Source organism: Lysinibacillus sp. RC46 (genome assembly GCF_041262385.1).
GTDB lineage: Bacteria > Bacillota > Bacilli > Bacillales_A > Planococcaceae > Lysinibacillus.
The window spans coordinates 75,071-88,873 of record NZ_JBGCCF010000015.1 but is presented as its reverse complement, the minus strand read 5'-3'; the positions used below and the strand labels follow the sequence as shown (position 1 = coordinate 88,873).

Here is a 13,803-nt window from a genome sequence, read left to right as displayed (position 1 = left end):
TTAGTTCTACTTCTCTACCAATAGACGGATAATAATGCGGTATAACGGATTTTATTTTCTTCTAAACATAAAAAGAGACATCTCAATTGATTTTGAGACGTCTCTTTTGGGTACTGTATGTTTTATTAGTAATTCTATAAATTATTCGGCCAGCTCTTTATTGAAAAAATGGCAAGCTGAGCAGGCACTCCAAAATTAAAGAACATTAACTTTTGATGATGACTTACTATGAAGTCTTACTTCTCACATCTGGATTGATGATAGAATTCGTTTTATTTAATCAATATTAGTGATTCAATAAATTAGCTGTACATTATTTGCTTTCAGTCTCTCTATCCATTCAGCGGATGGTTTTTTATCTGTTACAAGAACATCGATATCACTAAAATCAAATAGCTTTAAAAATGCTGCTTTATCAAATTTAGTGTGATCTACTAGTAAGAGATTGACCTTAGAATTTTTAAGCATTATTTTTTTTAATTCCGCTTCTGGCTCATTAGATTCCATAATACCATGTTCTAGCGATATCCCCTTGCAGCTAAATACATGAATATCTGCAAAATATCTATTAACAGTAGCTTCTGCAGCAGGTCCAACTAAGGAAAGTGATTTTTTTCGTAATTCTCCCCCTGTTGAAATAATTTGAAAGTGCGAATCGCTAAATTCATTTAATATTTTTATGGAATTAGTGATTAACGTTAAATCTTGTTTATCATACAATGCTTTGACCAATTCAAAAGTTGTTGAACTAGGGTCAACCATTAATTTATCGCCATTTTTAATCAGATGATGTATTTTCGAAACTATTGATTTTTTCAATTCTATATTAAGAGATGTCCTTGTATTAAAAGGTAAATCCTCTGAGCTGTTCCGGTTTATTACAGCCCCTCCATAAGTTCTTGATACAATTCCCTTTTTATCTAATTTTTCAAGATCTCTTCGAATGGTTTCTTCTGTAACTGAAAATTTCTGGCTTAGTTCAGAGACATAAACTTTCTTTTCAATTTGGATTAAATCTATTATTTTTTGCAATCGTTCTTTTGGTAACATAATAAATCCCCATCTTCCTTTTATTTTCCCCTTCTAAAATCGAGACGATAATTCCCAAGCAAGAACAGAGGAAATATCCTCGTTTTGATATTAGTATCACCTCATAAGAAAACTGATAAAAAATCAATCAGATTTATAAGTGCTATCGCCCATTCTCTGGGAAGTAATAAAATTATTTCACAGTACATATGATGGTTTTCGCCTTGTATAACATTGTACTTAGAAAAAAAAATAATCACAAAAATTAGTAGCAGTAGTATCGATTATAAAAATGACAAGATCAAAGCGAAAACTCCTTATCGTGTTATTACCTAGTAACAATAACGATACGTGAGTTTTCGCTTTTTTCATAGTGTCTTCTCTTTAAACTATTCAATTTTCATTCTTCCGTAGATATTTTTGTTAGAGAAAGTGAATCTCCATACGAAGTCAAGCAGATTGGATGCTACTTGATTTAGAGGAAATATGCTAAGAACGGTGACTATTTACAACCTTCAAGATTGTGGTTCGTATACTTTTAAAGAAACAGACCTTTTTATGACCTGTCTTATTTCTGAAAGAGTTGAGACCTCTCCTAAAGCATATAGTTGAATCATAATATTTCCTAGAACACTAGATTCAACGGGACCAGCTACTACTTTCTTGCTTGTCACATTGGCAGTCATTTGGCATAATAATTCGTCTTGAATACCGCCTCCAACCATATGAATCTGCTTTATCTTTTTACCAGTAATACTCTCAAGGTTACGTAATTGATTTTTAAATTCATTTGTTAATCCGTTATAGATCGCAATTGCCCACTCACCTAGATTATCGGGTTTGCCTTGTTTTGTAGAAATGCAATAGGCATTAATAGACTCCAAAACATTATCTGGTGATAAGAATAAAGCATGATTTGGGTTAATATAAAAGTTTTTATTCGATAATTTTGCAGCATTAATAATATCAACAAAATCTATTTTTCTTGTAAACATTTCATTATAGTGCTTTTTTAATTGTTGCAATAAAAACATACCATTAATATTTTTAAGAAATCTGATAGTATTTAATACCCCACCCTCATTGCTGAAAGACTCTTTCAAAGATTGTTCATTAACTATAGGATTTTGAATTTCAAGTCCTAATAATGACCAAGATCCACAAATTAAATATGCACTATCTTCATGTTCTAAAGGTATTCCAGCAACAGCACTAGCAGTATCATGACTTCCTACTGAGATAACCGGAACTGAATTACTCATACCAATTTTTTTCATATGTTTTTTATCTAACATTCCGTAAATCTCGCCAGGAAAAATGATTTCCTGAAAAAGGTGTTTAGAAAATCCTAATCGCTTAATGATGTCAAAATCCCATTGCTTACTCTCTACATTCAATAGTTGACTAGTTGATGCAATTGTATATTCCGTCTTTTTGTTTCCTGTTAAAAAATGATTAAATAAATCAGGCATAAATAATAAGTGTTTTGCCTGTTGATTTAGATCTGGGTTATCTCGGAATCCAGCGAATAGTTGATAAACTGTATTAAAGGGTAAAAATTGTATGCCCGTTTTAGAATAGAATTCTTCAAATTGAATTGGCAATTGTGAAGAGATACCATCTGTCCTAGTATCCCGATAATGGAATGGCCAATGCATAGGTTTTCCTTCTTTATCTAAAAGACAATAATCAACTCCCCAAGTATCAATTCCGATACTATCAAATTCCACCTTATCCTTTGAAGCCACTTCTAACCCCATTAGTATGTGTTTATACAAAAGTTCAAGATTCCAATGTAAATGATTTTCTATTGTAACTGGTTCATTTTTAAAACGATAAACCTCTTCTAAAATGACCTTATCCCCATCATAAACCCCCGCTATTAGTCTTCCGCTTGATGCACCAAAATCAAAAGCTAGGCATTTTCTGTATTTAGTCATCGTAATCTCACCATCCCTATTTCATTTTACTCCACACTCTATCTCAAAAACAACATAAACAGACATAAATAAAGAAATTCATTTTTGTTTATGTTGACAAAGAAGAATTAAAGACATAGAATCTAAGCTAAGATTTGAAATTAGTAAGGAGAGATTTTTAATGAATATTTCAGAGCAAGTATTGAAAGAGCAAATATGCGATATAGGGAAAAGAATGTATACGAAAGACATGGGGGCTGCAAATGATGGAAACATTTCCGTTAAAATTTCAGAAAATTCCTTCTTATGCACCCCGACAGGAGTTTCTAAAGGGTTTATGACCCCCGATATGATATGCAAGATTAATAGTCAAGGAGAGGTAATTGAGGACAATCTATTAAACACAAAGCCATCCTCAGAAATTAAGATGCATTTACGTGTTTATAAGGAACGTCCCGATGTAACATCAGTTATCCATGCTCATCCCTTATATGCCACTGCCTTTGCTATTTGTGGCATGCCGCTTAAAAAACAAATAATGCCAGAATCGACTATTTTCTTAGGAGAGGTTCCTATAGCAGAATATGGGACGCCCTCCACTGAAGAATTACCTAATTCAATCGTTCCTTATCTTCAAAATCATGATGCCATTTTATTAGCTAACCATGGTGCACTAACTTGTGGGATTGATTTAATGAGCGCGTATTTCAAGATGGAGTCCATGGAATTTTATGCGAAGCTTCTTTATCTAACTTCAGTAATCGGAGAACCAAAGGAATTAACGAAAGAACAAGTAGCTACATTGGTTCAATTACGTGAGGAAAAATTCAAAGTTCCTGGTCGTTTTCCTGATTTAGGGGTACATGAATAACATCTTATTAAGTTATCAAATTTAATAAGATGTTATTTTTTAAAATACATTAGTGGGGAGATGTAAAAATCATGGCAACTATAAGAAAGTATCAAATGTACATTAATGGGCAATTTGTTAGTTCTAGCTCAGGTGAGCAAACACAAGTCATTAATCCAGCAACAGAAGAGATTATTTCAGAGGTTCCTAAAGGGACTGTGGAGGATGTACAACTAGCAATTCATTCTGCTGAAAAGGCTCAAAAAGATTGGGCAAAACTTCCTTCCGTTGAGAGAGGAAAGTACTTACAAGCAATTTCTAAAGAAATACGTGAAAATATTCCGATCTTAGCACGCACAATATCAGAGGAAATGGGAAAGACTCTTTCCCTTGCTGAAACAGAAGTTAACTTTACTGCTGACTATATTGATTATATGGCAGGTTGGGCAAGACGCTATGAAGGAGAAATCATACAAAGTGATCGACCAAATGAGCAAATTTTTATTCATAAAGAACCGATCGGTGTTATAGCTGGTATTTTACCATGGAATTTCCCATTTTTCTTAATTGCTCGTAAAGCAGCACCTGCTTTAATCACAGGTAATACCATTGTGCTAAAACCAAGTAATTTATCCCCTAACAATGCACTAGAGTTTGCAAAAATCATTGATAAAGTAGGCTTGCCTAAAGGAGTTATCAATATCGTAACGGGTAACGGAACGACCCTTGGACAAGAGTTGGCTGGCAGTTCAAAGGTAGGAATGATTAGTTTAACGGGAAGCTACAATGCTGGTGCCGCTGTTATGCGGGCAGCGGCAGAAAATATTACAAAGGTTTCCTTAGAGTTAGGAGGAAAAGCTCCAGCTATCGTAATGGATGATGCGGATATAGATTTAGCAGTCCGTTCAATTGTCGCCTCTCGTATCATTAATACAGGACAAGTATGCAACTGCACAGAACGTGTTTATGTTCATAAAGACATTGCAGACGATTTTATTACAAAGGTAACAAAGGCAATGTCCGAGGTAACCTATGGAGATCCATTAATTAAAAAAGAGATTGATATGGGACCCCTTTCTAGTAAAGAGGCACTTGAATCGGTAGAGAAGATGGTACAGGAAGCAGTTGCTAAAGGCGCAACTATTTTAACAGGTGGTAATCGCTCTTCCAAGGAAAAAGGTTATTTTTATGATCCAACAGTACTTGTAAATGTAAATAATGAAATGGAAATTATGCGTCAGGAAATTTTCGGTCCTGTACTTCCGATTGCTACTTTCAATGACTTAGATGAAGCACTTGAACTAGCAAATGATTGTGAGTACGGTCTAACATCCTCTATTTTCACCCAAAACTTAGATGTAACAATACGTGCAAGTAAGGAATTAGAGTTTGGAGAAACGTATGTTAATCGTGAAAATTTTGAAGCTATACAAGGTTTCCATGCTGGATGGAAAAAGTCAGGTATCGGTGGTGCCGATGGAAGACATGGTCTAGAAGAATATTTGCAAACCCATGTTGTCTATCTACAAAGTAACCTTTAAATATAGCTGTAGATGTTTAGTTTTCAGAAAATACAGATAACTATAAAGGAGGATAATTCGTGTTAAATGTAGCTAGTAAAATGAAAGCGGTTGTATGCCATGGTCCCGGCGAATATTTACTTGAAACTGTGGATGTACCATCTCCGGAAGCAGGTGAAGTCCTGATTAAAGTAGAAGCCTGTGGTATTTGTGCAGGCGATGTAAAGGCTTGGGATGGAGCACCAATGTTTTGGGGAGGAGAAGATGGTCAACCTAGTTATGTAAAAACTCCAGTCATCCCAGGCCATGAATTTGTAGGAACGGTTGTCAAGATTGGTCATGGCGTGACAGAATTTTCTATTGGAGACCGCCTTATTTCAGAACAAATTGTACCTTGTAATACTTGTCGATATTGTAAACGTGGTCAATACTGGATGTGCGAAAAGCATGATATATACGGTTTTCAGTTCAATGTGAATGGTGGAATGGCCGAATATATGAAATTTCCGGTAAATGCTATTAACCATAAAGTTCCTCATGATTTACCTATTGAAAAAGCTATTCTAATTGAACCTTATGCTTGTTCTATGCATGCAGTAAATCGAGGTAATATTCAAATAGGAGATTTTGTTGTCATCTCAGGTGCTGGAACGCTTGGACTAGGAATGGTAGCAGCTGCGAAACTACGAAGTCCTGGTACATTAGTAGTTTTAGATATACGAGATGATCGATTGGAACTTGCCAAACAATTTGGGGCAGATATTGTTCTCAACCCTTCAAAGGTCAATGTAGTGGAGGAAATTAAAAATATGACAGAGGGTTATGGATGTGATGTTTATATAGAAGCAACTGGTGCACCCACTAGTGTTATTCAGGGCTTACATGCCATCCGGAAGCTTGGGCGCTTTGTGGAGTTCAGTGTATTTTCAAGTCCGGTAACCGTCGATTGGAGTATTATAGGCGATCGTAAAGAGCTTGATATTTTAGGTGCACACTTAGGACCTTACTGTTATCCAAATGTTATTAATGGAATTGCATCTGGTGCACTCCCTACCGAGGGGGTAGTTACTCATAAACTTCCTCTAGAAGAGTTTAAGAAAGGCTTTGAAATGGTAAAAAGCGGAGACGGCTCTTTAAAGGTTATTTTAATACCGTAGATAAAAAAGGTTTCTTATTCAAATAAAATGTTTGACCAAAAAGAATTAGGAACCCTCTTAAAAAGCACTTCGAAGTTTGCAATTTAGCACATGCTCTTTGTTGCAGAATGTCGGCCATTATATAGATGGCTAAATAATATTTAGTAAACTAGAATGCCATGTCTTCTGGTCACGAGGGTAATTAATCTGTCTGAACAAATAGCTGACTCCCCTACACTTTGTAGGTTTTTAGCACATTCAAAACTGTAAGGCAATAATGTCAAAGCGTAATGATAAAAAGGATTAAGGAGGAAACATTATGAATCACAGCTTAACTGCATCTCCTTCAAAGCAAATTTTTGGTTTACCAATTGCATTAATTTGGGGATATATTGCTATTGCGTTCTTTATGACAGGCGATGGAATTGAACAAGCGTTTTTATCAAAATATATAGTTGATTTAGGGTTTTCTACTCAACAAGCCTCATTAGTCTTTACAGTATATGGACTCACTGTTGCCATAGCTTCTTGGCTTTCAGGAGTATTGGCAGAAATAACTGGGCCACGTCGTACTATGATCATCGGTTTTGTACTTTGGATTATTTTCCATATTGGCTTTTTAACATTAGGCCTTGAACCAAAAAACTATTCTATGATGCTAATCATGTATGGAATACGAGGAATTGCCTATCCGATGTTTATTTACGGCTTTGTAGTTTGGATTGCATATGCCGCTCCAAAACAAAGATTAGCTTCTGCAATGGGTTGGTTTTGGTGTATGTATTCTGTGGGGGTAGGAGTTTTTGGTACATACTTGCCAAGCTTTTCAATTCCTGCAATCGGGTTTATGGGTACATTATGGTCGGCAATTCTCTTTATTGCCATTGGTGGCTTGATGGCGATGTTTTTAATAAAAGATGACTTTAATAGTTATAAGCAAAATACGACAAATGAAGGACCACTTCGAGAATTACTAAGAGGGATTACAATCGCGAAAAACCCACAAATCGTAATAGCTTCAGCTGTACGTATTATTAACCAAATCTCCCTCTTTGGTTTTGTCGTTATACTACCAATTGTTTTTACAGAGCAAATCGGATTTACGATGTCCGAATGGCTACGCATTTGGGGAGCTGTCTATGCAACAACGATTTTCACAAACTTAATGTGGGGTATTCTTGGAGATAAACTTGGATGGGTTAGACAAGTAAGATGGTTTGGCTGTATAGGTATGGCTATCGCTACATTAATTTTTTACTATTTACCAATATCCTATGGACCAAATATTTGGGTTGGCTTATTTGTAGCTATATTCTTTGGATTTGCCATTGCTGCGTTCGTACCAATGTCGGCTATTTTCCCAACACTGGAACCATCTCATAAAGGTGCAGCAGTGTCCATGCACAATTTATCAGCAGGTTTAAGTAACTTTGTTGGACCAGCAATTGTAACAGCAATTGTGCCGATCGCTGGTGTTGAAGGGGCTATATGGACACTTACTATATTATATATAGTTGGCTTTATACTGACATTCTTCATGAAGGTTGATCAAAACATCGGCAAATCATCTACAGATGACAGTCAAACAATCGAAATTGCACATTAAATTTAGATGTATCCCTATTTATGAAAGCGGTAACATCAAATAAGGAGTGTAAATAATGAGTATTTTAAATAGATTTAGTCTTAAAGATAAGGTTTCTATTGTGACTGGAGGTGCTATGGGATTAGGAAAAGCAATGGCTCTTGCTTTAGCACAAGCCGGCTCGCATATCGTCATAGCAGATGTAAATCTGGAGGCAGCTCAGAAAACAGCTGATCAATTCATGCGTAATGAAGGAATAGACGCTCTTGCGATCAAAATGGATGTAACCAATGAAAAGCAAGTCAATGATATGGTAACCAAGGTAATGGACCATTTCGGTAAAATTGATGTTCTATTCAATAACGCTGGCATCACAATTCATGAAAAAGCCGAAGAGATGTCATTTGAAAATTGGAATAAAGTAATCAATATCAATTTAAATGGAGTTTTTCTAGTATCAAAAGCTGTTGGCAAAGTAATGATTGACCAAAAACGAGGATCTATCGTGAATATCTCCTCTATGTCTGGCATCATTGCTAATACTCCACAATGCCAATCTTCTTATAACGCATCAAAAGCCGGTGTGATTATGCTTACGAAAAGTTTAGCAATGGAATGGGCAAAGCATCATATAAAAGTGAATACAATTGCTCCAGGATACATGAAAACAGAGCTGACAAAGCCCTATTTTGAACAAGGTGGAGACATGATTGATACTTGGATGAACCTAACCCCTATGAGCAGACCTGGGACACCAGATGAATTAGGTGGAATAGCGTTATACCTAGCTTCAGAGGCTTCTTCTTTTGTTACAGGAGGCGTGTTTACTGTGGATGGTGGGTATACTGCTTTGTAGTTGTTAATATTTGATGAAAAAAAGCTAGGGAATTCAACATAAGAATTCTCTAGCTTTTCCTCTTTTTTATGGTTTAGGTGAATACTGAATTTCCACATATTGTTGTGGGGTATGGCCTGTACCATTTGTCTCTTTTTGATAAGCCCAAACAATATTTCCATATTGATCTTTTGTGAATAAGAATACTCTTTGACCCGTTTTAAACACATTCTTAATCCCTGGATCAGTTGATGGATTAGCTACAAGAGGTAAAATTGCACTACCATCTGCTGCTTTTTTTACTGATCCTTTACCAAATGATAATATTCCATTATCGGCTGGTTTATTGTTTTTAACACTATCTAATATTAATTGTGGATCTAATGTTGTTTTATTCGCAGCAGTAACCGCATAGAAATATTCTTGGTTTAATTCAAGCAGTGTCAGAATATTTATAGAAACATCCATCGTTGTTGAATTATATTCTGATGGTACGCCGCCAATATTTCCTGTTAAGTTAGCATAACTCATCGTGTTATATGCATCTTTACCTTGATATACATACTTACCGAAGTCAGCTAAATCAAACTTATTACCTTTATCATTGAAAATGAAATCACGTGCTTCATCTTTCATCTTAACGGTAAATGTTTTATCCGCCGTACCTGAGGCAGTTGGTTTAATAATTAACTGGCTTTCATTAGTTGTTTTTTCACCTTGTGTATACTTAACAAACTGATATTGTGAAGTTATATCTTGACCGGACTCGTCAGTAATTGTTAATAAGCTTAGATCTTTTATTGAAGAATCGCCTTTTTCATCACGCATGATAGCTTCACTGAATGAAATCGTAAATGTACTATCTGGATTACGATAGACAATATTTTTTTTCTTTTCTTTATCGACTGTCATTTCAAAACGTGGCGGTGTGCCATCGGAATAGAAATCTTGTCTCATCCAACCAGTATTCGTTTCATCATGATTGTCTCCGGTTGTATTGGCTTTATAAACAGTAAAGTTACCATACGTATCCTCTGCGCCTAAATAAACAACATATTCAGTATGTGGTGTTAAAGTAACTCCTGTCATATCTAAAGTTCCTGACTCGCCTTTTCCACTTTTTGTGACTGAAGGACTTGCTTTAAGTTTGTCTTCTAATGTTTTTCTTTCTGCTGCCGTGTCAATAGTTAAATTTGCATCTGGATTATCTGTTCCGTCAGCTTTTTTCTTAGGTACGAACCAATAATGAAGCTTTGTTGTCTCATCTGTACTGAAACTTACAGTAGCTTTCGTATCATCAGGACCTTCTTTTGCAGTCCCAGACTTCACTTCTAAACGAGAAATTAACGGTGCTTTCGTGTCACCAATAATTTCTTTCGACGTTATTTTCGAAATCTCTCCGCCACGATCCTTTAATACCATATAAACAGAATAGCTTGAGAATGGATTAAGCTTGTCTTTGGAAATAGTAATTGGGAATTTCTTTGTAGGTTCCTCTAAATCTGCCGGACCAGAGCCAATTTCAATATAAATATCTTTTCCACCTATTTGGAAGTAGCCTGATTTTAGCGCTGGATTAGATGCAAATTCATTAACAAAATCACGTTCTGTAATGCCTTTATCGTCTAGATATTGCTTAAACGTTTTTGTTTCTCCCGCGTCTACGACAGTATCAGGTAAAACCATATAATAATACGTACCAGCCTTATTTGGCTTGAATTCAACTTCAACTCGTTTAAAATTATCAGATTCGTCTGGTTTATTAATTACATTTTCAATCTTAATAACAGGCATATCAAGTTTTTCATGTAAGTATTCTGCATAGTTTCGAACATTTTTACCAGGTTCAACAGTATTGGCATTTTCAAATTCATTGTCTGCTAAGTCCTTAACACCTGGTAATACGGTTACACGTAATGTATCACCATAGACAAAACCTGTTTCAGATGGGATTGTTAATAATACTTTCTTATCGCCTTCTTTATACTCTACAGCAGAAGGTTTAATTTTATTCTGTCCTGTCGTATTGACGATAACTGTTCCTGATAAATCATAGTTATTTACATTTCGTGCGCTTTCAGGATCTAATGCTTCATTTAAATAAATGTAGAATTGATTTTCCTTTCCAGCAGGTTCAAGCTTTGTCTTTTCAACGTATGGATTGATATTATCAAGTAAGTCCGTTTTAAATTCCTTCACTGCAGCAGGATCTTTTGAATAGTTGCCTGAATCATCCCTCATCACTACATAAAGTTGATACTCTGTTTCAGCCTCTAAGCCTGTAAGTATTTCAGTAATTCCAAGTTTCCCTGCAACTGCCTTGCCCTTACCTGTTGGTTTAGCAACAATATCTGCTGTTGTTGGATCAGCTGCAGTTGTCTTTTTACGTACATAGTAGTAATAGTCCCCTGGTTCACTCGCTGTAAATGTAAACTCTGCACGTTTACCACCATGTAAAGGTGTAACTGTTAAAGATTTAACAACTGGCGGTGTTCCATCTTTCATTTGGAATGATTGTGATTTAATATCCGAAACGTTTTTCGCCCCGTCAACAACCATCACATAAACGACATATTCTTTTTTCTCACCTAAATTAGTGATTTTAATAGTGTTTTTACCATTCACCGCTGCGCCTGTTCCATTTGCCACATTGTCAGTAGAAATACGATTTACCATTTCTTTTTTCGTTGGTGCTTCAGCGTCTTTTTCACGAACAATATAGTAGTAAGTTCCAACTTTATCTGAAGTGAAGTCTACCTGAACATCACTACCATTTAGAACTGTTACATTCGTAATGTCGATTAAAGGTTTTGTTTTATCAGCCGGTTTTTGATTATCGATATCGTCTTTATCGACTGGTTTACCGTCTTCATCTACAATATTGCCAATATTATCTTTATCCTCTAAGAAGTCGTCGAAGATATTATTCGGTCCCTCGCCCTTCGGTATAATCACTTTGTCAATATACGTGTAATCTCCAATATCAACCCAACCGTATACATTATCAACATACAGAACACCTACACGACCATCTAGATATAGCTCTAAATCTGTATAGCTATTGTAGTTAATCCAGTCGATGTTGCCGTCTCCGTAAATTGTCAGCTTCGTTTCTGTATCAAGGTTTAGTGTACCGATATTTCCTTGAATCTCAAATTCACGAACAGTCCCGATGATGTCTACACGTGGTAGCTTCATATTTGTTTCGATTTTTGTACCACTTTGAGAGACAACTAGGCGTGATACAGTGCTGTTATAAAATTCAATATGTTTTTCAACATTTTTCATCGTCACTTTATCTTTAGACCAGTTCACAAATGGTTTGTTTTTATCAGGATTCTTGTCGGAATTCTGATCTGTCCAATTTTGAAGATCTGTTGTCGGACCGTTATTGGACGAGGACGAGCCTTCATCAGTTGGATTATCTGGATTAGACCAATTGATAAATGCCGTATTTGTGCTTGCTATAGGGCCAAGCGATAATGGCTTATAGTAGGAAACGCCTAATTGTAAAGGTGGACGTACTGTTTCATTAACAAGCATTGTACCAGTCAATGTAACATTTGAAAATTCAATATAGTTCCCATTGACAACGATTGTCGCACCAAAGGACCCATGATTACCATCAAACTCTAGAAATCTTGAGCTTGTCCCGCTAGCGTTCAACGTTAGCTTCGAAACAGAGCGAATGGTTTTGCCTGAAAGATCCCCTTCAATAAGTGCACCTTTTAATACCGCGGCATTATCTTCGCTAAAAATATGCGAGAGACTTTTCGGTACTGAGTAAGGCTCACCATTTATGTAGACATAATCGTCTTCAACACCTGTAATTTTGAAAGATGTGGCATTGCCCTTTTTCTCTTGTGAACGCACAATAAAGGATGCAATTTGTCCACGTGTTACCGCATTATATGGTGAGAAAGTGACAGGTGTTGTCCCTTCTGTAATCTTTAAATCTACTAAAGTTTGAATATAAATAGCGTTGCTTGTTTGGCTAGTTACATCTGTGAAACTATGGTTGTAATTAGATGCTACTTCAAACTTAAAGCCAAGCACTAAAATTTTCGCTAATTGCCCACGCGTAATTACTTCATTAGGCATAAATGTACCATTTGAATATCCACCCATGATTCCTGCATTTTGTAATGCGGCTATATACTTGTAGTATTCACTACTTTTTGGGACATCTTTAAAGTATGGATCTTGTACATTTTTTAAATCTAAGTTTAAAACAGTTGCCAGCATTTTTGCTGCTTGACCACGTGTTACATTTTGATCTGGCCGAAAGGTTTTATCTGCATACCCACTAATCGCACCTTGTGAGTATAATTTTAAAATATTGTCGTAATGGCTTGAATATTGGTCAATATCCGTGAATGGTGAATTAGCCGCAGCAGCTGCTTTTTGTGGTGGTGGCACTACAACAGCAATCCCACTAGTAGCAAAAACAGTTGCTATAAGTGCTTTATTCACTTTTTGGACTTTTGTTTTATCCATTCCACTCTTCCTTTCATCTATGTATTTGATACGTTCAAAATATCATTTTCATCATACCCTTTATATCGACAGGTATATAGTGAACCTTCATAGATAATTCTAAAATTCTGGAAGAAAATCGTTAACAAAAATCGGTAATAAAAAGTTTGTTATCAAAGTTAGGAGTGAAGACTAGGCGACTCATTGGGGATATTAGACCCTGGAGCGCAGCGGATGTTTTCTGTGCGAAAGCGAAGCGACAGCAACAACGAAGCGACTCGGTCGGAACGTTATTGTGATGAATTCATTTTTATATGTATACTTTGAAGATTTATCGGAACAAAATATCATTTTATCGGAACAATTTTGGCTTTTATCGGAATAATTTCTCGTTTTATCGGAACAATTCAGTTTTTATCCCCATATAAAAAAGCCAAGGAGCATCGGTGCTTA

The 13,803-nt window shown here is 35.9% G+C and carries 8 protein-coding genes; 5 read left to right on the top strand and 3 right to left on the bottom strand.

Annotated features, from left to right (window positions below; translation table 11 throughout):
* Positions 1–294: 294 nt before the first annotated feature.
* Positions 295–1,050 carry a DeoR/GlpR family DNA-binding transcription regulator gene (locus ABH966_RS14890; protein ID WP_370079649.1) on the bottom strand — a complete coding sequence of 252 codons (756 nt, stop codon included), beginning with the start codon at positions 1,048–1,050 and terminating at the stop codon, positions 295–297.
* Positions 1,051–1,544: 494 nt separating this feature from the next.
* Complete coding sequence (locus ABH966_RS14885) at positions 1,545–2,969, bottom strand: rhamnulokinase (RefSeq protein ID WP_370079647.1); 1,425 nt, start codon at positions 2,967–2,969, stop codon at positions 1,545–1,547.
* A gap of 160 nt (positions 2,970–3,129) precedes the next feature.
* Here ABH966_RS14885 and ABH966_RS14880 point away from each other — a divergent pair, with 160 nt between their 5' ends.
* From ABH966_RS14880 to ABH966_RS14860, 5 genes are all read left to right on the top strand, one after another.
* Positions 3,130–3,819: a class II aldolase/adducin family protein gene (locus ABH966_RS14880; protein ID WP_370079645.1), complete on the top strand. Its 690-nt coding sequence runs from the start codon at positions 3,130–3,132 to the stop codon at positions 3,817–3,819.
* 71 nt (positions 3,820–3,890) lie between these two features.
* A complete protein-coding gene (gene aldA, locus ABH966_RS14875) occupies positions 3,891–5,339 on the top strand; it encodes an aldehyde dehydrogenase (RefSeq protein WP_370079643.1) in 1,449 nt (482 codons plus the stop codon).
* An 80-nt stretch (positions 5,340–5,419) separates the two neighbouring features.
* Complete coding sequence (locus ABH966_RS14870) at positions 5,420–6,475, top strand: alcohol dehydrogenase catalytic domain-containing protein (RefSeq protein ID WP_370079696.1); 1,056 nt, start codon at positions 5,420–5,422, stop codon at positions 6,473–6,475.
* A gap of 298 nt (positions 6,476–6,773) precedes the next feature.
* The gene (locus ABH966_RS14865) at positions 6,774–8,060 is read left to right on the top strand and encodes an MFS transporter (protein ID WP_370079641.1); all 1,287 of its coding nucleotides are present in this window, start codon (positions 6,774–6,776) and stop codon (positions 8,058–8,060) included.
* 55 nt (positions 8,061–8,115) lie between these two features.
* The gene (locus ABH966_RS14860) at positions 8,116–8,895 is read left to right on the top strand and encodes an SDR family NAD(P)-dependent oxidoreductase (protein WP_370079639.1); all 780 of its coding nucleotides are present in this window, start codon (positions 8,116–8,118) and stop codon (positions 8,893–8,895) included.
* Between the two features lie 66 nt (positions 8,896–8,961).
* Here the strand turns inward: ABH966_RS14860 and ABH966_RS14855 are convergent, their stop codons facing one another.
* Positions 8,962–13,371: an S-layer homology domain-containing protein gene (locus tag ABH966_RS14855; protein WP_370079637.1), complete on the bottom strand. Its 4,410-nt coding sequence runs from the start codon at positions 13,369–13,371 to the stop codon at positions 8,962–8,964.
* Positions 13,372–13,803: the final 432 nt, after the last annotated feature.

Bases quoted from the DNA above. Each gene is read 5' to 3' on its own strand.
- ABH966_RS14890 (WP_370079649.1), bottom strand. From the start codon at position 1,050: ATGTTACCAAAAGAACGATTGCAAAAAATAATAGATTTAATCCAAATT.
- ABH966_RS14885 (WP_370079647.1), bottom strand. From the start codon at position 2,969: ATGACTAAATACAGAAAATGCCTAGCTTTTGATTTTGGTGCATCAAGC.
- ABH966_RS14880 (WP_370079645.1), top strand. From the start codon at position 3,130: ATGAATATTTCAGAGCAAGTATTGAAAGAGCAAATATGCGATATAGGG.
- aldA (WP_370079643.1), top strand. From the start codon at position 3,891: ATGGCAACTATAAGAAAGTATCAAATGTACATTAATGGGCAATTTGTT.
- ABH966_RS14870 (WP_370079696.1), top strand. From the start codon at position 5,420: ATGAAAGCGGTTGTATGCCATGGTCCCGGCGAATATTTACTTGAAACT.
- ABH966_RS14865 (WP_370079641.1), top strand. From the start codon at position 6,774: ATGAATCACAGCTTAACTGCATCTCCTTCAAAGCAAATTTTTGGTTTA.
- ABH966_RS14860 (WP_370079639.1), top strand. From the start codon at position 8,116: ATGAGTATTTTAAATAGATTTAGTCTTAAAGATAAGGTTTCTATTGTG.
- ABH966_RS14855 (WP_370079637.1), bottom strand. From the start codon at position 13,371: ATGGATAAAACAAAAGTCCAAAAAGTGAATAAAGCACTTATAGCAACT.